Source organism: Natronomonas moolapensis 8.8.11, from assembly GCF_000591055.1.
GTDB lineage: Archaea > Halobacteriota > Halobacteria > Halobacteriales > Haloarculaceae > Natronomonas > Natronomonas moolapensis.
The window spans coordinates 1,655,241-1,674,568 of sequence record NC_020388.1 but is presented as its reverse complement, the minus strand read 5'-3'; the positions used below and the strand labels follow the sequence as shown (position 1 = coordinate 1,674,568).

The 19,328-nt window shown below is 64.1% G+C and carries 17 protein-coding genes and 1 pseudogene; 3 read left to right on the top strand and 15 right to left on the bottom strand.

The genetic code is table 11. The annotated features are described in order from the left end of the window. Positions 1-292 precede the first annotated feature (292 nt). Positions 293-676 (bottom strand): YlbF family regulator, encoded by a 384-nt coding sequence (locus tag NMLP_RS08030; protein WP_015409615.1) that lies wholly within the window; start codon positions 674-676, stop codon positions 293-295. Between the two features lie 115 nt (positions 677-791). Here NMLP_RS08030 and dph2 point away from each other — a divergent pair, with 115 nt between their 5' ends. Beyond that, positions 792-1,847, top strand: a complete 1,056-nt coding sequence (dph2, locus tag NMLP_RS08025) for a diphthamide biosynthesis enzyme Dph2 (RefSeq protein ID WP_015409614.1) — start codon at positions 792-794, stop codon at positions 1,845-1,847. A gap of 42 nt (positions 1,848-1,889) precedes the next feature. Here the strand turns inward: dph2 and NMLP_RS08020 are convergent, their stop codons facing one another. From NMLP_RS08020 to cheB, 5 genes are read right to left on the bottom strand one after another with little or no spacing between them, the layout of a single operon-like run. Continuing rightward, positions 1,890-2,753: a CheF family chemotaxis protein gene (locus NMLP_RS08020; RefSeq protein WP_015409613.1), complete on the bottom strand. Its 864-nt coding sequence runs from the start codon at positions 2,751-2,753 to the stop codon at positions 1,890-1,892. After that, the gene (locus NMLP_RS08015; RefSeq protein WP_015409612.1) at positions 2,750-4,069 is read right to left on the bottom strand and encodes a HEAT repeat domain-containing protein; all 1,320 of its coding nucleotides are present in this window, start codon (positions 4,067-4,069) and stop codon (positions 2,750-2,752) included. The genes NMLP_RS08020 and NMLP_RS08015 overlap by 4 nt, the downstream gene beginning before the upstream one ends. 1 nt (position 4,070) lies before the next feature. After that, positions 4,071-4,886, bottom strand: a complete 816-nt coding sequence (locus NMLP_RS08010) for a CheR family methyltransferase (protein ID WP_015409611.1) — start codon at positions 4,884-4,886, stop codon at positions 4,071-4,073. Next, positions 4,883-7,087 carry a chemotaxis protein CheA gene (locus NMLP_RS08005; RefSeq protein ID WP_015409610.1) on the bottom strand — a complete coding sequence of 735 codons (2,205 nt, stop codon included), beginning with the start codon at positions 7,085-7,087 and terminating at the stop codon, positions 4,883-4,885. The genes NMLP_RS08010 and NMLP_RS08005 overlap by 4 nt, the downstream gene beginning before the upstream one ends. Then, the gene (cheB, locus tag NMLP_RS08000) at positions 7,084-8,190 is read right to left on the bottom strand and encodes a chemotaxis-specific protein-glutamate methyltransferase CheB (RefSeq protein WP_015409609.1); all 1,107 of its coding nucleotides are present in this window, start codon (positions 8,188-8,190) and stop codon (positions 7,084-7,086) included. The genes NMLP_RS08005 and cheB overlap by 4 nt, the downstream gene beginning before the upstream one ends. A 234-nt stretch (positions 8,191-8,424) precedes the next feature. Here cheB and NMLP_RS07995 point away from each other — a divergent pair, with 234 nt between their 5' ends. Continuing rightward, complete coding sequence (locus tag NMLP_RS07995; protein WP_015409608.1) at positions 8,425-9,882, top strand: RtcB family protein; 1,458 nt, start codon at positions 8,425-8,427, stop codon at positions 9,880-9,882. Positions 9,883-9,965: 83 nt separating this feature from the next. Here NMLP_RS07995 and NMLP_RS07990 read toward each other — a convergent pair whose 3' ends face one another. The 4 genes from NMLP_RS07990 to NMLP_RS07980 all read right to left on the bottom strand — a co-directional run bounded on the left by NMLP_RS07990 (position 9,966) and on the right by NMLP_RS07980 (position 13,351). Then, the gene (locus tag NMLP_RS07990; protein WP_015409607.1) at positions 9,966-11,546 is read right to left on the bottom strand and encodes an FAD-binding domain-containing protein; all 1,581 of its coding nucleotides are present in this window, start codon (positions 11,544-11,546) and stop codon (positions 9,966-9,968) included. Between the two features lie 125 nt (positions 11,547-11,671). Further along, a complete protein-coding gene (locus NMLP_RS15605) occupies positions 11,672-11,845 on the bottom strand; it encodes a hypothetical protein (protein WP_015409606.1) in 174 nt (57 codons plus the stop codon). Positions 11,846-11,966: 121 nt separating this feature from the next. After that, positions 11,967-12,740 carry a hypothetical protein gene (locus NMLP_RS07985; RefSeq protein WP_015409605.1) on the bottom strand — a complete coding sequence of 258 codons (774 nt, stop codon included), beginning with the start codon at positions 12,738-12,740 and terminating at the stop codon, positions 11,967-11,969. Positions 12,741-12,814: 74 nt separating this feature from the next. Then, complete coding sequence (locus tag NMLP_RS07980; protein WP_015409604.1) at positions 12,815-13,351, bottom strand: YqaA family protein; 537 nt, start codon at positions 13,349-13,351, stop codon at positions 12,815-12,817. Between the two features lie 178 nt (positions 13,352-13,529). Here NMLP_RS07980 and NMLP_RS07975 point away from each other — a divergent pair, with 178 nt between their 5' ends. After that, positions 13,530-15,266, top strand: a complete 1,737-nt coding sequence (locus tag NMLP_RS07975; protein ID WP_015409603.1) for a hypothetical protein — start codon at positions 13,530-13,532, stop codon at positions 15,264-15,266. Between the two features lie 64 nt (positions 15,267-15,330). Here the strand turns inward: NMLP_RS07975 and NMLP_RS07970 are convergent. From NMLP_RS07970 to NMLP_RS07955, 5 genes and pseudogenes are all read right to left on the bottom strand, one after another. After that, positions 15,331-15,551 (bottom strand): annotated as a pseudogene (locus NMLP_RS07970) (IS5/IS1182 family transposase); the annotation flags it as partial. A 221-nt stretch (positions 15,552-15,772) separates the two neighbouring features. Beyond that, positions 15,773-17,611 (bottom strand): flavin-containing monooxygenase, encoded by a 1,839-nt coding sequence (locus tag NMLP_RS07965; protein ID WP_015409602.1) that lies wholly within the window; start codon positions 17,609-17,611, stop codon positions 15,773-15,775. Between the two features lie 605 nt (positions 17,612-18,216). Further along, the gene (locus tag NMLP_RS14430; RefSeq protein WP_338042128.1) at positions 18,217-18,441 is read right to left on the bottom strand and encodes a type II toxin-antitoxin system HicA family toxin; all 225 of its coding nucleotides are present in this window, start codon (positions 18,439-18,441) and stop codon (positions 18,217-18,219) included. Between the two features lie 38 nt (positions 18,442-18,479). After that, on the bottom strand, positions 18,480-18,752 hold the full coding sequence (locus tag NMLP_RS07960) for a type II toxin-antitoxin system HicB family antitoxin (RefSeq protein ID WP_049926328.1): 273 nt from the start codon (positions 18,750-18,752) through the stop codon (positions 18,480-18,482). Between the two features lie 266 nt (positions 18,753-19,018). Continuing rightward, positions 19,019-19,234 (bottom strand): hypothetical protein, encoded by a 216-nt coding sequence (locus NMLP_RS07955; RefSeq protein WP_152024120.1) that lies wholly within the window; start codon positions 19,232-19,234, stop codon positions 19,019-19,021. Positions 19,235-19,328: the final 94 nt, after the last annotated feature.

Sequence of the window (19,328 nt, the reverse complement as noted above, 5' to 3'; positions counted from 1 at the left end):
CCGAAGCGTGCTCGTGGGGAATATAAAAGGGTTGCCGGCGGGGTATAAAAATAATCTCCGGCGGCGGTATATAAATAATTGCCGGCTGAGAGTATAAAAGCGCCGTCGATTAGAGGTACAAAAGCGGTGTCGTCGGTGGGGAGGTAAAAACGACCGTCGAACCTGTATAAATGATCCCGAAAATGATCCCGGTGACCTCGTGTAGGTGGGACCCACACGGGGCTGACGCGAGGCGGTGATGGCGACGAGATGGCTCGAAGTCCGTCGTTTTGAAACCGGACCGACGGGTCGATCAGTCCTGACAGCAGCCGCCCGCCGTCTCGCCGAACTCGACCGCGAGCGGTTCGGAGATGATGTGATCGAGCTCCTGCAGACGGAGTTCGATGTCGGATTTGGCCTCCAGGTACGCCGACATCTTCGGTTTGTCGTGGAGTTCCTCCTGGGCGGCCTGCAACTCGAGGAGATCATCGTTGGTGGCCGTCCCGGCCTCTCTGGCCATCAGGAACTCCTCGCGGAGACGCTCGAACGCCTCCATTTCCTGCTGGAGTGCCTCGTCGTCGGTGACCGCCGCCTTCGCCTCGAGGAACGCCTCGTAGGCCGGCAACTCGGTGATCGCCTCGCCGAGTTCCTCGGCGAGTTCGGTCGCTCGGGCGTCCGGGGTCGTCTCGATGCTCATTATGTCGAACTCGGAGCGATGTCGTATAATCGTGGCGGATGCGGAACGATCAGGGGTGCGGTCGGAGACGCACCGAAACGCGGCCGTTTTAGGCCGTGGCCCACAACGGGGGGTAATGAGCCAGAAATCGGACACCGAGCGAACGGCGGGCGACCTCCGGAACACCGGGATGGCGCTCAAACACGAGCGGACGTGGGACTACGAACTCGATCGGATCGTCGAGGCGGTCGACGAACGCGACGCAAAAAAGGTCGGACTGCAGTTTCCCGAAGGACTGAAACGGCGTGCCGGGCGGGTCGCAGACGACCTCCGGGAGTTGCTGCCCGACGATGCGACGGTGCTCATCTCCGGGCAGCCCTGTTATGGCGCCTGCGATCTGGACACCTACATGATGCGGCGGACGGACGTCTTCGTTCACTTCGGCCACTCGCCGATGAAGGAGTCGGAGAAGATCATCTACGTGCCGCTGTTCTCGAACGTCGACGTGACGCCGATCATGGAGGAGTCGCTCGAAGAGCTGACCGACCCCGAGGACGACGCGGCCGTCGGCCTCGTGACGACGGCCCAGCACATGAACCAGTTCGACGAGATGCGATCGTGGTTGGAGGCGCGCGGCTACGACGTCGAGACCCGCCGCGGCGACGAGCGATTGACACACGAGGGGCAGGTACTCGGCTGTAATTACGCCTCGGCGGACGTCGACGCCGACCAGATTCTCTACGTCGGCGGCGGGAAGTTCCACCCGCTGGGGCTGGCGATGGAACACCCTGAAAAGAACGTAATTATCGCCGACCCGGTCAACAACGTCGTCACCATCGCCGACACCGAGAAGTTCATGAAACAGCGCTACGGCGCGGTTCACCGGGCGATGGACGCCGAGGAGTGGGGCGTCGTCTTCTGTACGAAGATCGGTCAGGGCCGCTGGGACGTCGCCGAGGAGATCGTCGAAAACAACGAGAACGCCTACCTGTTGACGATGGACGAAGTCACGCCCGATCGGCTCACGAACTTCGGGTTCGACGCCTACGTCAACACTGGCTGCCCTCGGATCACGACCGACGACGGACCGCAGTTCAAACAGCCCATGTTGACCCCCGGCGAGTACGAGATCGCGATCGGCGAGAAGCCCCTCGAGAGCCTCTCGTTCGATACGTTCCACGGGACGTGGTAGCCGGACGGACGCCGTCGTGACTGCCCGAACGAGACGACCTGCCTACTGGCTGTTCATCGATTCGCTGGCGATGTTCCGCCCGCGGGGTTTCAACGCGACCTCGCGTCGGATCCGTACCTCCTGGAGGACGTCCAACTCGACCAGTTCCTCGTAGATCTCCTCGACGTCGTCGGGGTCCATGTCCAGAAACTCAGGCACCTCGAAGGAGGAGACGCCGGAGTATAGCGCCATCAACACCTCCTCTTCGTCCTTGCCGAGATCGATCGAGGAGGCGTTCTGCTCGGCGCCGCGTTCGAGCACCGACCCGAGTACAGAACAGTGTTTCTCGTTGCCCGAGAGGTACGTTTCGACGCTCGTCCCCTCCTCGGTGTGTTCGGCCTCGAGGACCGGACGCTCCGCGGATCGGACGCTCCGTTCGTCCCGTTCGACGGTCCCGATGTCGTCGATCTCGATCCGGACGAACGAGCCGTCCTCGACGGCGAGGTTGACCGCCTCCTCGCCGATCTTGACGCGGGCCTTCTTCCAGCCGACATTCTGGACGACGCCGCCCTCGATCGCCGGATGCTTCAGGAGAACAATGTTGCCGTCGAGGATCGTCTTGTGTAGCGTCCGTTCGAAGTCCTCGGACTCGCCGGTCGAAACGAGAAAGACGTCCCGGCCGATCCGGACACTGACGTAGTCCGTCACCTGTGCGATCGCCTGGTTGACGTCGTAGCGACCCTCGATGGTGTCGACCTTCGAGAGCTGGATCGTCCGCTTGCCGTCCGCGCCGGCGAGGATGAGCCGCCGGTTCGAAAGCAGGATCCGCCCGTCGGTCCACCCGATGTCGCCGAGTTTCGTCCCGTCCCGTACGACCTGCGTGAACCGGCCGGTGGTGTCGAGCAGTTTCCGCTCGGACTTGCTCACGGTCCGTCACCCCCGCCGATGCCACCGAGCTTCGACAGCGCCGAGAAGGCCGCTTCGCGGAGGCCGTCGTCGTCGGTTCGGTCGACGAACTCGCCGAGCGCCGCCCGCGCGTCGTCGCCGCCGACCTTTCCGAGAACGAAAAGCGCCTTCGAGCGCGCCTCGCTCTCGGCGTCGCCGTCGTGGACGAGATCGAGCAGCTCCTCCTCGAGACCGGGGGCCTCGAGCGTCGTGAGGCTCGTCGCGGCAAACTGTGCCGTCATCCCGTCGTCGTCGCCGAGCGCCGACAGCAGCGCCTCTCTGGCCATCGATTCGTACCCGTCGCCGACGACGCGGCCGAGGAGCCACGCGGCGTTTCGCCGCTGTGGCGCGCCCGAACTCTCCGCCAGGATCTCGGAGAGCGGCGGGACGACCTCGTCGGCCGTCGCCGAGCCGAGCCGGTCGGCCGCGGCTTCGCGCACGTCGTGGCTCCGCTTCGGCGGGGCGTTCGAGAGGATCTCGACCATCGAGAACATCGCGGTCCGACGGACGGTCTCGCTTTTGTCCTCGAGGTAGCCCACGAGGGCGTCGACGGGGGCGACGCTGCCGAACTGCCCGAGCGCGTCGGCGACGACGCGGCGGACCGATTCGCTGTCGTCGCTGTCGACCGCCAACAGCACCCGGAGTGCGGCCTCGGTCCCGACTTCGCCGAGCGCCTCGGCAGCGGCCGCTCGGACGTCGATGCTCGGGTCTCCGCGAAGCCGCGACTCGAGCGCCTCGACCGCCCGCGGGTCGCCGATCCGGCCGCAGGCGACCGCCGAGCGGGCCCTGACGCGCGAATCCGGGTCGGAGAGCCGCTCGACCAGCGCGGCGGTCACGCTCGGGTCCCCGACGCGTCCCAACCCGGTCGCGGCCGCCATCCGGAGTTCGGGTTGGCCGTCGTCGAGCACCTCCGCGAAGGCCCGGGCCGCGACCCAGTCGGCGGCGGCGGCGAGGTCCTTCCCGGAGAGTTCGTCGACGACGCGCTCGAGGGACTCCTGGCTGTGGTGATCGAGCGCGTCGATCGCAGCCGCCCGGACCGCGTCCGCGTCGTCGTTTTTGACGCTCGAAACCAGCGCGTCGATGACCGTTTCGCGCCCACCCGCCTCGGCCGCTCCGAGGATCGGGTCGCCCCCGGGGCCGTCCTCGAGGACGAGATCGGACTCGTCGATGTCGTCGGTCTCGAATATCCCGCCGATGATCTCCGCCGCCCGGCAGCGGATCGCCGGATCGTCGCTCCGGCGAAGCGTCTCGACGAGTTCGGCCAGGTCGCGCTCCCGTTGCAGTTGATACAGCGACATCTCACTCTCTCCGGTAGATGTGGTTACCCCTGTCGTAGGCGTCGTACTCCGCCCGGAACGACCGGGGAAGTGTCTCGGATTTGCCGATCGTCAGGAAGCCATCCGCCTCGACCGCGGCGGTCAGCGTCTCGAAGATCGGCGTCTTGTACGAGCTGTCGATGTATATCAACAGGTTCCGGCAGAGTACGAGGTCGTACCCGCGTTTGGGGGTCCCGCTTATGAGATCGTGTTGCTCGAAGGAGACCATCCGCTTGACCCGGTCGCGAACGGCGAACGACCGCGCGTCCGCGTCGATGTCGACGTGCTCTTTGGGGGCCGACAGCGGCTCGAGCTGCTCGGCGATGTCCGTCGTCCGGGTCGACTCGTAGACGCCCTCGCGGGCGGTCTCGAGTATCTCGGCGTCGATGTCCGTCGCCGTTATCTCGACTGCACGCTCCCGTATGTCCGGATCGTCGCGGGCGAGCATCGCGACCGAGTACGGCTCCCGACCGTCGGCACAGGCGGCGCTCCAACAGCGAACCGTCCCCCCGTCGGCCGTCAGATCGGCCAGCACGTCCCGGAGCCGCTCCCAGACCGGCGGGTTGCGGAAGAAGCTCGTGACGTTGATGCTCAACGCGTCCAAAAGCGCCGCGCGCTCGCCGTCGTTCGCCGACAACACCTCGAGGTACTCGGCGTACGTCTCACAGTCCGTCCGCCGCATTCGCGCCGAAATCCGACGGTCGAGATACGACTCGTTGTACGAATCCGGCTCGAACGCCATCCGATCGGCGATGTACTCGATTACGTCCGCGAGTCCCTCGGCTTCCGTTCGGCTCATTCCTCCAAGCTCACCACGTCGAGGATCGGAACGATGTTTCCGTCGCCGAGAATGGCGGTGCCCGAGAGACCCGGAATTCCGCTGAGCGACCCCTCGAGGGGCTTGACAACGACTTCCTCTTGATCGCTGAATGAATCACACCTGAGCGCGACCGGGCGAACCGACTCGCGGATCCGGACGAGCATCCCGCCGTCCGGACTACCGTCACCATCCGCGTCGACACCCCCGGCCCCGAGAGCACCGACATCGTCGCCCCCGTCAGCAGCGAACTCGGTCCCACCGGGATCGCCCGACGCGGCCGCCGCGTCGTTGCCGATCGCGTCGTCGATTTCGAGGGCCTTATCTAGCCTGATTACGGGGTATACGTCGTCGTCGTGCCTGACGACCGATTTCCCATTGACCGTCTCGGTGTCGCTCGCGTGGGTCAACTCGTCGATGTTCTTGATCGGGATGCCGTACTCTCGGTCGCCAACCTCGACGAACAACACGTTGACAATGGCGACCGAGACGGGCAGGCGAAGTTCGACGGTCGTCCCCTCGCCGGGCGTGCTGTCGACGTCGACGGTGCCGTCGAGTTGTTCGACCGTGCTGTGGACGACGTCCATCCCGACGCCCCGACCGCTCACGTCGGTCACCTCGCTCGCGGTCGAAAACCCGGGATGGAAGACGAGGTCGTATGCCTCGTCGTCGCTCATCGACTCGGCCTCGGACTGTGGCACGACGCCCTCGTCGATCGCCTTCTGTCGCATCGCGTCGGGATCGATCCCGGCACCGTCGTCCGAAACCACGATCGTGACGTGGTCGCGCTGTCTGGCGGCGTCGAGTTCGATCGTTCCCTCCCGGGGTTTGCCTGCGGCCTCGCGCTCCTCGGGGGATTCGACGCCGTGATCGACCGCGTTCCGGAGGATGTGGATGAGCGGGTCTTCGATCTCGGTCAGGATCGAACGGTCGAGTTCGATGTCCTGTCCGTGCATCTCGAAGGAGATATCCTTACCCTGGCTTCTGGCGACGTCCCTGACGACCCGGGGAAGGTTGCTCACGACCCGCCGAAGCGGAATGAGACGCATATCCATCACGGTGTTTTGTAGCCGCGAAGTCACCTTATCGAAGTCGTTCAGGCTCGTCGAAGCCGTCTCGATGTCGCCGTCCTCGATGGCCCGCCGGATCGTGATCCGTCCGGTGACGAGTTGTTCGACGAGGCCGTGGAGTTCGTCGAGGCGGTCGACGTCGACCCGAACCGAGGAGATGTCGTTCCCGCCGGCCGACGTCGACGAGGTACCGCCGCCTCCCGAACGTTCGGCGTCGCTGTCGCCCTCCTCGGAACCGTCGGCATCGTCGCCTGTGGTGTCGACGTCGCCGTCCGCCCCAGAGTCGTCTGTGTCGTCCTGGACAGCCCCGCTGTCGGCGTCAGTATCCGCGTCCGTCGTGTCAGCGCCGCCGTTTCCGCCGACCTCGGTCACGTCGAACGATTCGACCGCGCCGATCCCCTCGAGCTCGCCGGCGAGGCGGTCGGCGCTTTCGGCGGGCACGAACACGTCGAACGTGCCGTCGTACTCGCCCTCCTCGATCCGGTCGCGCGCGGGAGCTGTCCGCAGGTCCTCGAAGGCGTCCGCGAGCGGTTCGAGAACCAACATCGCGTCGACGCCGAGCATCCCGTCGGGGTCGACGCCGACCAGCGCGTGGACGAGACCCTCCCACCCGTCCGTCGTCGGCACCTCCTCGGCGTGGGCGAACGTCGGCGCCGCGCCGTCGGTCGCGCCCCCGGGCCCGCTGCCCCCGCTTTCGGCGTCCGTGTCGGTCTCCTCTTTTTTCCCCGTCCCGGCGCCGCCCTCGATGGCCGCCCGAAGCCGGGCCGTCGTCTCGTCCGGATCAGTCTGTGTGTCGCCGTCGCGGTCGATCTCGTCGACGATCGTCTCGATCCGATCGACCCCCTCGAAGGCGGCGTCCATGATCGCCGGTGTGACCTCGATCTCGCCGTCGCGGATCTCGTCGAGGAGGTCCTCGAGAACGTGTGCGAGTTCGCTCGCGTTCGAAAAGCCCATCGCGCCGAAGTTGCCTTTCAGCGTGTGGGCGGTCCTGAACACCGATTCGATCGCCTCGTCGTCGCCGGGGTCGTCCTCGAGCGCGAGGAGGGCGTTGTTGAGGTCGGTGATGCTCTCTCGACACTCCGAGACGAACGCGTGTATGTGGTCGTCGTTCATTGTTGCTTCGTGGTGGCGTTCAGGATCCCCGCAACGAGTTCCTCGCGGGGGCGCACCTCGTCGACGACGCCCGTCTCGATGGCCCGCTGTGGCATTCCGAACACCGCTGATGTCTCTTCGTCCTGTGCGATCACCGCCCCGCCGGCCGCGTTCACGGCCTCGACGCCGGCGGCTCCGTCGGACCCCATCCCGGTCAGCACGGCGGCCGAGAGCGGATCGTCGATCCGATCGGCCGCCGTTCGGAACGTCACGTCGACCGCGGGTCGGACGTTGTTGACCGGCTCCGCCTCGGTGAGCGAGACGCGGAGCCGGCCGCCCCCGTAGCCCGACACCTCGAGGTGGCTGCCGCCCCGCGCGACGAGGGCCTCGCCGCCGCCGATCCGATCGCCGTCCGTGGCCTCCCGAACCGAATACTCGCTGGCGTCGTCGAGCCTCGCCGCGAAGCGCTCCGTGAACCCGTCCGGCATGTGCTGGACGACGAGCACCCGGAAGTCCGCCTCGATCGGGAGGGTCTCGAGGATGCCCTCGACGACGGTCGGCCCCCCCGTCGAGGACCCCACGAGGAGCGTGGGGCGGTCGGGGTACTCCGTCATCGGCGGCGTCGATCCGGACGAGGGGCCGCCGGTCGTGCTCTGTCGGGCCCGTTCGGCGGCCGCCTCCGTCGCGGAGATGTCGGCGTTCGCGACCGACCGAACCGCCGACACCAACGACTCCTGTTGCTGTTTGAGGCCGACCGACACCTCGCCGCTCGGCTTCTCGAAGAAGTCGACGGCACCCTTTTCCATCGCCTCGAACGTCAACTCCGCGCCGTCGGCGGCGTGGGCCGACAGCACCAACACCGGTGTCGGCCGCTCGGTCATGATCTGGTCGACGGCCTCGATGCCGTCGACGCCGGGCATCTTCAGATCCATCGTGACGACGTCGGGGCCGGTTTCTACGACGGTCTCGACGCCGTCCGCGCCGTTCGAAGCGGTCCCGAGCACGTCGATCCCCGCATCCTCGAGCATATCACAGATAACCGTCCGCATGAACTGCGAGTCGTCGACGACGACGGCGCTCACCGGGTCGGTTCCGCCACGTTGGGTGGTCTTCGTCCGCGTCATGTGTCCCGCATCACCGACCAACTGGGGCAGCTCAGTCGGCGGGCTATCGGGCGGTACGAACCCTCCGAAACCTCCCGACGACGCGGTGTTCCCGACGCTCTCATACTTGGAACTGTTTCGGTACCCATATGAAGGCCCGTTCGGACTCAGCGTTCGTCACGGACGGCGAGCGCCGACGGGACGCCCCGCCGCGTGGGTCGTAAGGTATTGGACGTCCCCCTCCAAACGACGCGCATGACCACGTTCGAGGCCGGCGACATCACGCTCCGGAAGGTTCGGGAGAACGTCTGGGAGATCCCACAGGAGGGCGACATGCGTGTCCCGGCGCGAGTGTTCGCGAGCGAACGCCTGCTCGAGGAGATCGTCGAGGACAGGACCCTCGAACAGCTCCGCAACGCGACCCACCTGCCGGGCATCCGGAAGTACGCGATCTGTATGCCCGACGGCCACCAAGGCTACGGCTTCCCGGTCGGCGGCGTCGCGGGCATCGACGCCGAAAACGGTTGCATCTCACCGGGAGCGATCGGCTACGACGTAAACTGCGGCGTGAGAATGATAAAAACAGACCTCTCCTACGCCGACCTCCGGGGTCGCGAGACGGAACTCGTCGACGCGCTCTTCGAGGCCGTCCCCTCGGGGCTCGGCGGCGGCGGCGTTCTCGAGGGCGACCACGGCATCCTCGAGTCGGCGCTCGAACGCGGCGTCGAGTGGTGTCTCGAGGCCGGCTACGCCGTCGAGTCGGACCTCGAACACTGCGAGGACAACGGCGTTCGCCGCGACGCCGACCCCGAGGCCGTCCCCCAGCGCGCGAAGGACCGCGGGCAGAACCAGATGGGATCGCTCGGCTCCGGGAACCACTTCCTCGAGGTCCAACGCGTCGCGGAGGTGTTCGACCCGGAAACCGCCGAGGCCTACGGGCTCGAGGCCGACCAGGTGGTCGTGTTGATCCACTGTGGGTCGCGAGGGCTGGGCCACCAGCTCTGCACGGAGTACCTCCGACGCATCGAGACGACCCACAGCGGCCTCGTCGATGCCCTCCCCGACAAGGAACTCGCGGCGGCTCCGGCGGGCTCACAGCTCGCCGAGGAGTACTACGGGGCGATGTGTGCGGCAACCAACTTCGCGTGGGTCAACCGACAGCTCATCACCCACCGGACGCGGACCGTCTTCGCCGACGTCTTCGGGGAGCCCTGGGAGGAGTTGGGGATGGAGTTGCTCTACGACGTGGCCCACAACATCGCGAAGAAGGAGGTCCACGACGTCGACGGCGAGGACCGGGAGCTGTACGTCCACCGGAAGGGCGCGACGCGGGCGTTCCCGGCCGCCCGCCCGGAGGTGCCCGACGCCTACCGCGACGTCGGCCAGCCGGTCGTCATCCCCGGTAGCATGGGCGCGGGATCGTACGTCCTCCGCGGGGGGGCGAACTCTCTGGACGTCTCCTTCGGCTCGACGGCCCACGGCGCCGGGCGGCTGATGAGCCGAACGCGGGCGAAAAACGAGTTCCGGGGCGGGGACGTACAGTCGGAGCTGGAGGGCCGAGAGGTGTACGTGAAGGCCCAAAGCGGCGCGACGATCGCCGAGGAGGCTCCCGGTGTGTACAAAGACGTGGACGAGGTCGTCCGCGTCTCCGAGGCGCTCGGGATCGGCGACCCCGTCGTCCGCGTCGAGCCGATCTGCAATATAAAGGGGTGATGCGGCGGGGAAACGGACCCCGAAAGTCGGAACCGGTGACCGATCGACGGCGGAGCGAGTACGCACCGAGAACGCGCCTGCGTTCACTCGAAGCGGGCGAGCGAGGACTGTTCGCTTCCGGAATCGTCCGGCGGGGGTTCGCTCGTCGCTCCCGCGTCGGTGTCGTCGGCACCACCGCGCTGGGACAGCGAGGCCCGACGGCGCACTTCGGGGTCTCGTAGAGCGCGTTTGGCCTCCGATTCGACGGCCGCGAACTTGTCCAGGATCCGCTTTCGGGCAGCCTCGTACTCGACTATCGGGTAGGGGTAGTCGTCACCGACCGAGACGCCGCAGTCCTCTTGGACGTGGAGTGGCGTCTTCTCCGGCCGCGGCAGGTGCTCGGTCGGGAGATCCGCCAACTCGGGCACCCAGTTCGTGACGAACGCACCGTCCGGATCGTTGTCGGAAACTTGCTTCCGAGGGTTGTAGATCCGCATCATGTTGGTGCCGTCGACGCCGGCTTGGATCTGGAACTGCGTGTAGTTGATCGCGGGGTCGGCGTCCAGCAGGTGGTAATAAAACCAGTCCGCGCCGATCTTCCAGGGCTGTTGTAAGAGATCGCACAGAAACGACGCACACATCGCCCGCATTCGGAAATTCAACCAGCCGGTCTCCTCGAGACACCGCATCGACGCGTCGACCATCGGGTAGCCGGTTTCCCCGCGTTTCCACGCCGCGACCAGCGCCGGATCGTGCGTCTCCGCATGGAACTCCTCTAACACGGGATTGACTGCCGTCTCCATCCACCCCGGCCAGTCGGCGAGCTTCTGATTGTAGTGTTTGTTCCAGTAGAGCCGCGAGACGAACATCTGCTTTGCTCGCCCGTCACGGCAGTCCTCATCGATGAACTGATACACCTGTCTGACCGACACGCAGCCGAATCGGAGATACGGCGAGAGCTGGCTCGTGCCGGTCCGGGCGTCGCTCGGCGCTGAAATGCGCCCCGGATACGCGGCCAGCCGATCCGCAAACGACTCGACAGCCGCCCACGCGGCTGCCGTCCCCCCGCGTCTCTCGATCGTTTTCTCCGGATCGACACTGTGTCTCGCTTCGATGGCTTCGACGGACACGGGGGTTTCGATGTGGTCGAGTTCGACGGCGGTTTCGTCCCACGTGACTTGCTCGTCGGTCAACCACGCCTCGACGTGGTCGCTCCAATTCTCGCGCGAGCGTTCCGTCCCCCGAACCAGCCCGTCAGCGTCGAGGAACGTCACGTTACACGCCTCCGCCGCCGCGTTGTCGCGGCGAAGCCCATACCGACCGGTCGGATCAGCAGTCGTAGCGATGTCCCATCCGGCGTCCCGAAACGATCGCAACACCGCGATCGGATCACCATACGCCAGGGTGAGCCCACCGCTTCGGTCGGCGTACTGCGCGGCGAGATCCGCCACCGACTCGTGCACGAACCGGATGCGTGCATCACACGCCAGTCCGTCCTCGCCGTAGAACGATGGGTCAAAAATAAAGAGGGGCAGGACGCGATCGTACTCCCGTTCCGCGTACGTCAACGCCGGATGATCCGTCGTTCGCAGTTGCCGGCAGTGCCACACCACGCACCCACCGTCCCCGTCCGGCGGATCCGGTGACGGAACGATGGCCCTGTTCTGGACGGGAGACGAACACATTACCGTGTGTACACCGTCGGCCCGGCGTTCAATAAACGTGACTCCGAGCGGCGTTCGCCGCCCGAACACCGTGACGCCACCCGGCGCATCGTGTACGAGACGTGCGTCGCCGTAGAGCGTGACGATCACTCCACGCGTTTCAGTATCTGTGGGGTGACGATCACTTCGAGTGCGGCGATCCCGAGTGCGACCCAACGGATCGTGCCATCGAGGAGGGCGAATGCGATGACAGCGACGACCGCGGCATTAAAAAAGGTTACACCGTAGCGGACGGTCGGGTTGTCGAAGATGGAGGGCATTCACGTGGGTCTTGTTCAGGGGTGATCAAATTTTTTATATATTTCGTCACGAACGAGGCGCTCCGTTCGAGGGACGGCGGCGTCCCGACGGGTTCGATACCCGCCGGAACGGGATCCCCGGCTACCCCCCGATGCCGTCGAGCGAGTCGGGACCCCCACTCGCGCCGGGACGCTGTGGGCCGCCGTCCTGCAGTTGCAGGTAAGCCGCGGCGATTATTCCGTACAACAACACGAACAGGACACTGTTGATCGTGTTCACGACGAGTTCCCCGACGATCGCTGACCCGGCGAGATCAAAGAGCGTCCCGACGATACCACTGACGCCTCCGACGGCGCCGGCGAAAAATACGAGCACCGTGAGCTTCAATCGATGCCCACGCGCCAGCCCCCAGCTCCGTTTGAGCCCGCCGATGATGCCCCGGTCCTCGACGCCGACGGCGAACGTGAAAAACAGGAAACAGATCGCGAGGAAGACCCCGGGAACGAACAACAGCGCGAACCCGACCATGATGGTGAGGCCGACGACGAGTCCGCCGACGAACATCGAGAGCGTGGCTCGTCCCATCCGATCCACATAGAGGTCGCTCGGAAAGCTCGACAGTTCGCCCGGCGGCCGGGTGAGCGCCCGCGACAGGACGACGAAATACGCGGAGCTGAGGACGACCGCCGCGACGAAGAGGCCACCGGCGACAGTCCCCGAGACGGGAAGAGTCACTCCGAGGGCCGCTTCGATTTCGCCGGCCGGTCCGTCCGAAAAGACGCTGGTTGCCACTGTGTTGACCGACGCTTGCGTCAGCAACTGAAGCACGAGAAACCCGGCGAACAGGATCCCGCCGGTCGGCGTGAGTACTCGCTTGATTCCGTCACCGATCGCCCGCCCGAGCTGGAGGGTCATGTGTCGGTCCCGGTGCGGCCAGAAGATAACTACGGGGATGGCTCATACTGCGCTGTGAGCTACCGCCGGAGGCCTCAAAACACCGTCACGAGGCCGCCGAAGAGGCCGACCGTGACCGCGAGACGACCCAAGCTCCCCAGGAACGTCGCGACGGCGAATTTGACGTAGTCGGTCTCGAGGATGGCGAACGCGTAGATCGAGATCGTGTCGGGAAAAAACGGAACCGACAGCGCGACCGCGAGGCCGCCGTAGCCATAGCGTTGAGCCAACTGCACCGATCGCCGCTCGGACCACTCGAGGACGTCGAACCGCGAGCGCCGCAGCCAGCGGACGACCGGGCCGGCCTGTTTTGCCTCCTGGCCGATGTGGAAGGCGAACACGCTGCCAGCGGCCTTTCCGGTCGCGCTCACCAACATGATGCTCAGGAGGTTCCCGGCCGGCGAGGCGCCGAGATCGATCGGGGCGAGCAACACGACCTCGCTCGGTCCGGGGAGAACGAACGCGATGAGAAACGAGTACAGGAAAACGACTCCCATCCCCACCCAGCCGGTCGCCGATTCGACCAGCGCTTCGAGCCCCCCACCGAGTATGGAAAACAGTGTTCCGATCATGTTTTTTGTCGGATCTTGTCCGCCCGTACGGGGCGGGGCGATTAAACCGTAAGGGTTCGGCATCGGCCACCCGTCCCCGTCGGCGACGTCCCGCACTCGCCGTCCGTGTTCCGCTCTCGCCGCTGGGACCCCCGTCGGCCGTCGGCGTTTTTATCCGCCGTCGCGTCCTATTCCGGCTATGGCAAACGAAAGCCCCTCCACCCGCGACGGCGATTCGTCGGGTTCCTCCGGAGGCGGGCCGGACGGTCGGTCGCTCGCGATCCACGCCGCGACCCGACTGCTCGGCGTCGGTATCGTCGTCCTGCTGTGGTACCTCACCCGCCCGCTCTGGCACGGGTTCGTCTACGGTGTCCTTTATTCGCCCGGGCTGACGGTGTTCGGCGGCGGGTCGATCATCGCGGCACTCGTGCTGTGGTTTCTCCCACCCTTCGACACGGGCGATGCGGACCGCCCGCTCGGGCGCGTGCTCCGGGAGGCCGATAGTCCGGTCGACGTGCTGTTGGAACTGCAGGGTTCTCCGGGACGGAAGCTTCGGCTGTTCGTCACCGCTGTCGGCGTGTTCGCGGTACTCTCCGTGCTGGTCAGCGTGCCCGCGGGAATGCTCGAACAGCGGACGCTCGCCCAGACGACGATGGACGATGCGACCCAAGTCGAGACGTTCCCGCAGGCGAACCCCGAGAACCCGCGTGTCGTCCCCCGGCAGGTGGCGGACATCACGACGCGTGGCTCCGTCTCCTACCGCCAACACCGCCTCGGGACGAGCGATATCGCCCGAAAGGAGGACGGCTCGCTGGCGTGGTCGTACGCGATCCAACCGGACGGGTTCCGCAACACCCTGATCGAGAACCAACGCGGGGTGCTCGTTACCGACATGACCCGCATGGACGACAGACAGATCCAGGTCTACGAAGAGGACTTCACCTACGGCGAAGGGATGCTACTCCACCGCTCGGCGGATTGGAACCTCAAGACGTCCGACTACATCACGAAGTACGACGACGACGCCGTCGAGTTCAGCCACGACGGGCAGCCCTACATGTACTACCCGAAGACGGGCCACGAGTGGCACCTGACGCCGTTCCCGCATACGACGCCGACGTGGGACGGCGGGGCCTTGGTCCACCCCGACGGGCGGATCGACCATCTCACGCCCGAAGAGGCTCGCTCCGAGCCGATCTTGGAGGGCCAGCGGCTCTACCCGATGACGCTCACGCGCGCCGAGATGGGCTCGCTCGGCTACCGAAACGGCATCATCAATCAGCTCCCGACTGTCGGCGCACACGAGGGAGAAATCGAGGTCGCAAGGCTCCCCTCGGAGGCCGACAACGCCCAGCCGTTCGTCATCGACCTCGAAGGCGAACGGATGTCGTACGTGACCGCGATGGAGCCGCACGGCGAGGACACCCGCGGCCTCGACGAGGTGTGGTTCGCCGACGCCGAGACGGGCGAGTACACCTTCTTCGGGACCGGCGACGAGACGCTGACCGGCCCCGAGCGCGCGATGGGCATCGCCCGCTCGGCCGACTCGCGGACGAACTGGGGGCAGAACTTCGTCGTCACCGAACCGGTTCCGGTCACGATCGACGGGAGCCTGTGGTGGCACATCAAGGTCTCGCCGACCGACTTTACCGACGTGACGCGGAACGTCTTCGTCAACGCCGACACAGGTCGGACAGTCGAGATACGCGACGACGAGGCCGTCCGGTCGTTCGTCGCCGGCGAGGTGATGGACGAGAACCTCGAGCCCATCGAGGACGGCGAGGGGACCGCCAATGCCATCTACTACGTGCTCGTTACCGACGAAAACGGGGACGTGGTCGAACGGATCCCGGTCGAGCCCGGTCAGGGGACGACTATCGTCGGCCCTGACGACGAGCGAGTGCGGAATAACGGAACGGCGTCAGCCGCTGGGTAACTCTGTAGTCGAGTCGTTGTCGTTCGTTCAATACCTCGGCTGAGGGTCTGGGAACAACGGAGATGTCGTCGAGATCAAACACGGCGAGAACGCCGGGCATCTCGTTAAATACTCTTCCGTCTCGCGGAGACTCTTTTTGAGCTCGCCTCGGTACAGAATCAACGCAATCTGTACCCACTCGACGTACCCGTCCGCGCCGTCCGGCGCGGCGGGTACGTCCGGATCGTCAACGTGCTGTTTGGCAAAGTCTCGGCACATCCACGCCAGCCGTCTGAGCGATGCCATATCGCCAGATGGCGTCCATTTCCGGGTCAATCTGACGGAATATTGTACTAAGAGCGTCTGAGACCGTTGCCACTATGCGGCGAAACAAGCCAACACACCACCTGCAGCGCAGCTCGACCGGTGAGTGCGGACGGGGAGTACCACCTGAGGTGATGCCGACCAGCCATCCTACCGCCGAAGGAGGATCGCCTGCTAGACGACCGTTTCTGAGAGAGCGGTCGCTAGATCCCCTCGTGGTGGACCTCCTGCCTGCCGTACATCGGCGTGGGGATCCCCTCATAGCGTGCCTTCAGCTGCAGCCCCAGATACAGCGAGTAGTGGCGTGACTGGTGCAGGTTGCCACCGTGGAACCACAGATGCTCCACCTGCGTCGGCTTCCACATGTTGCGCTGCTCGCCCTCCCACGGTCCGGGGTCTTTAGGCGTGTCTGAACCGACCCCCCAGACCTTCCCCGCCTGCCGTGCCGTCTCCTCATCTATCAGGTCAGCCACCCAGTGGTTCATCGAACCGAACCCCGTAGCGCACACGACAAGGTTGGCCGGGAGCTCGGTGCCATCTTCCAGCAGGATCGCATCCTCGGTGAACTCGGTCACCTGCCCATGGGCCATATCGATCTCTCCGTCGATAATGAGCTGACTGGCGCCGGTGTCGATGTAGTAGCCCGAGCCACGGCGGAGGTACTTCATGAACAACCCCGATTCGTCGGGACCAAAGTCGGTCCAGAAGCCGGCGTCCTCGAGTGCATCGTAGAACTCGGAGTCGATTTCCCTGATTTTGTCGTATTTGGGTTTCTCGAACTCATTCATGATGCGGTACGGGACGGATGCGAAGATCATGTCCGCCCGGTGGGTGTCGATGCCGTTCTCGACGGCCCGCTCGGAGTACAGATCACCGAGTCCATGCTCCAGTATTGACTCCGTCTTGATGACGCACGTCGATGACCGCTGCACCATCGTCACGTCTGCGCCAACCTCCCAGAGCCCCTCACAGATGTCGTGGGCTGAGTTGTTCGAGCCCACCACTACAACGGACTTGCCCTCATACTTCTCGTCGGGACCGGGGTGCTCGGATGAGTGGTGCACCTCGCCGTTGAAGCGCTCTTCGCCGGAGAGGTCGGGCACGTTGGGCTTGCCGCTCATGCCCGTCGCCATCACGAGCTCCTGTGGGCGCAGCACGAGCTCCTCACCGTCGCGGTTGACCTCGATTTCCCAAGTGCCCGCCTCCTCGTCGTACCGTGCATTTGTAGCCTCGGTCTTCGACCAGTAGTTCAGCTCCATCACCCGCGTGTACATTTCCAGCCAATCACCGAGCTTGTCCTTCGGTGAGAACACTGGCCAGTTGTCGGGGAACTTGATGTACGGGAGGTGGTCGTACCAGACAGGGTCGTGCAGCGCGAGCCCCTTATACCGGTTGCGCCAAGAGTCTCCTGGCCGGTCGTTCTTTTCGACGATGATTGTAGGCACGCCGAGCTGGCGGAGCCGTGCACCGAGCGCGATGCCACCCTGTCCCCCGCCGATGATCACGGTGTGTGGCTGCTCGGTGTACCCCAGGTTCTCCAGTTCCTCCTCACGGAGATTTGTCCACGGATTGCGCTCTTGGTCCGCAACCTGCTCTGTACCCTTCAGTCGGTTTCTACCCTTAGGCTCCTCATACCCCTTCAGCTCCGTCAGTGCGGTTAGGAAGGTCCACGCACCGCCATCTTTCAGCCGGACGACACCCTCACCACGACCCACCTCGGTCTCGAAGGTGAACCAGGCGGTGATGATCCCGTCCTCCTCCTCCGCGGGCTCGGTAAGCTTGAAGGTCGACGGACCGATGTGCGCGAGTGTCTCCTCAAGCATGTCCTCGACGCCACTGGGATTCTCTACCGTCTTGATGTTCCAGGTGAACGCGACTAGATCGCGCCAGTAACTCGTCGGACAGAACATCTCCGCCGCAGCGGCGGCATCCTCTCGGAGCATCGCATCTTCAAACTCCTCTAGAAACGCCTGTGCTGTCTCAGTCGCATGGTCGACATCAGCATCGGCGAGCTGTTCGGACGTCTGCTCTATCGAGCTCATTGGTCCATCTTCTCCGTTGCGGTGGTCGCCACAGCAAGTGTCAGTACCGATTGCGGTTCGGGCCGGTCGGTTGGGTCATTACCGGACATCAATGTATGGTATGCCTCCTCATAGTTAATGATTATGGATAAAAGGTTCATATATGGAAACGCTGTTAGCCGACTAAACCATATATAAAATGTTGTTAACAGACTAAACCACGTCTAGCGGCAAAATGATTACGCCGTCCAGGGATCTACTTTTTTCGCAGCCGGTAGGCGGTCAGAACGTGTGTGCGGCGCAGCCGCTGTATAACGATAGCAGATGCCGATGGAAGGCTCCGGCCAACCGTTGAGGGCCGCGGGCGAGGTTGCGGATCTCCTGATAGGCCTGTGTTTAATCACTAGCGGGCAGTGGATCACGTCGTGAGATCAAAGTCGTTGAAGCGGGAGAATCATGATTGTGTCGACCCTCATTTCCCGCTTCACCGAGTGGTGTGTTTGGATCGGTGACCTGAGCGACCGTCTCGTCCGCTCCAAACTGTGCCTCCGAGGTTGTGCTGTTCCTCTTTATTCGGACTGGGGCGTGTCTAACCGGAACAGGTAGTGCCAGCAAAACAGGGCGTCTCAGCGGTTGCGATCAATCCACCTACAGAAGTCGTCAAACTCGTCTGCACCAGCTTGCTCCGCAATCTTCCGCAAAGTACCAACCCGGATACGATCCTTCCGGGGAACAGAGACCGTTCGAGGCTCAGTATCGTGATCTTCTGGAGGTATCCACTTCAGAATCATGTGACTGCCAGTCGTGCGGATCCATTTGTACCCGCCGACGTTACACAGTACTTTGACGATATCATCGCCAGAGAAACCTCGTGTGCCCGTCAGACAGCCTACTTCAGAATATCTGCAAGGTCTCCAGATGTGTTAGCTTCAGGCTCAATCCCGATGTCTCGGAGTTCTTCGTTTGTCGGCTCTCGGCCAGCCTCTCCCCTGTATGCCGCAACAGCATCATCCAACATCGCAAGCGCCTCTTGTCTCGTCTCTCCCTCGGCCGCTACGTCTGTCTCCTCATCGCAGGCTATCCAAATCGTACCGTCATCAGACAACTCTAATGAAATCTGAGTCGGCATCGTCAACTTGTCTTCATCCGACTGTGTACTCATACAGTATTATACATCATGTTGTAATAAAAGCATTCGGCAGGTAGGCAAGACTCAACCGTCAGCTGAATATTTTGAGTTCCGCGATTTCCGTAGCGCGTGGAGTCTGGCGATTCGCGCTCAAGAAGGGAGTGATCGGTCAAAGAAAGCCGTCTCCAACGCCATCGAGATGTTATCCGACGATGGGATCATTGATGAAATCGCTGAGAGGATCTATCGAGCAACTGAGCTCCTCGTCATAGTCGGAACACTGTGATCTAATGGGCCTTCTAATCGCCCGTTCGAAATTGATAGCCCCACTCGAGAAGGATTTGCTTGAGTCGCTCTTTGTCCTGTAGACCTGCGAGATAAGCAACCTCGCGAAGATCGGTCGCAGGGAGCGTCTCGATATCTAGATCAGCCTTCACCTCTGTAAGTATCTCATCCTCAAGATCGCGAGTTTCTTTCTGAAGGCCGAATCCAACCGTCTTACGCTGGTCTTTCACCTGATTCCGCCGGAGCAACAGACGCTTTGGTACGTCTAGTCCGTCATCTCCGATAGGAGCCTTTGTAGCAGATCTTCATCGACAGGGTCCACGG

What these genes read in the sequence shown, in the direction of transcription:
- NMLP_RS15605 (WP_015409606.1), bottom strand. Translation starts at nt 11,845, where the DNA reads ATGCCCTCCATCTTCGACAACCCGACCGTCCGCTACGGTGTAACCTTT.
- NMLP_RS08030 (WP_015409615.1), bottom strand. Translation starts at nt 676, where the DNA reads ATGAGCATCGAGACGACCCCGGACGCCCGAGCGACCGAACTCGCCGAG.
- NMLP_RS07995 (WP_015409608.1), top strand. Translation starts at nt 8,425, where the DNA reads ATGACCACGTTCGAGGCCGGCGACATCACGCTCCGGAAGGTTCGGGAG.
- NMLP_RS07990 (WP_015409607.1), bottom strand. Translation starts at nt 11,546, where the DNA reads ATGTGTTCGTCTCCCGTCCAGAACAGGGCCATCGTTCCGTCACCGGAT.
- cheB (WP_015409609.1), bottom strand. Translation starts at nt 8,190, where the DNA reads ATGACGCGGACGAAGACCACCCAACGTGGCGGAACCGACCCGGTGAGC.
- NMLP_RS08015 (WP_015409612.1), bottom strand. Translation starts at nt 4,069, where the DNA reads ATGTCGCTGTATCAACTGCAACGGGAGCGCGACCTGGCCGAACTCGTC.
- NMLP_RS08010 (WP_015409611.1), bottom strand. Translation starts at nt 4,886, where the DNA reads ATGAGCCGAACGGAAGCCGAGGGACTCGCGGACGTAATCGAGTACATC.
- NMLP_RS07980 (WP_015409604.1), bottom strand. Translation starts at nt 13,351, where the DNA reads ATGATCGGAACACTGTTTTCCATACTCGGTGGGGGGCTCGAAGCGCTG.
- dph2 (WP_015409614.1), top strand. Translation starts at nt 792, where the DNA reads ATGAGCCAGAAATCGGACACCGAGCGAACGGCGGGCGACCTCCGGAAC.
- NMLP_RS08005 (WP_015409610.1), bottom strand. Translation starts at nt 7,087, where the DNA reads ATGAACGACGACCACATACACGCGTTCGTCTCGGAGTGTCGAGAGAGC.
- NMLP_RS07965 (WP_015409602.1), bottom strand. Translation starts at nt 17,611, where the DNA reads ATGAGCTCGATAGAGCAGACGTCCGAACAGCTCGCCGATGCTGATGTC.
- NMLP_RS07960 (WP_049926328.1), bottom strand. Translation starts at nt 18,752, where the DNA reads ATGAGTACACAGTCGGATGAAGACAAGTTGACGATGCCGACTCAGATT.
- NMLP_RS07975 (WP_015409603.1), top strand. Translation starts at nt 13,530, where the DNA reads ATGGCAAACGAAAGCCCCTCCACCCGCGACGGCGATTCGTCGGGTTCC.
- NMLP_RS07985 (WP_015409605.1), bottom strand. Translation starts at nt 12,740, where the DNA reads ATGACCCTCCAGCTCGGGCGGGCGATCGGTGACGGAATCAAGCGAGTA.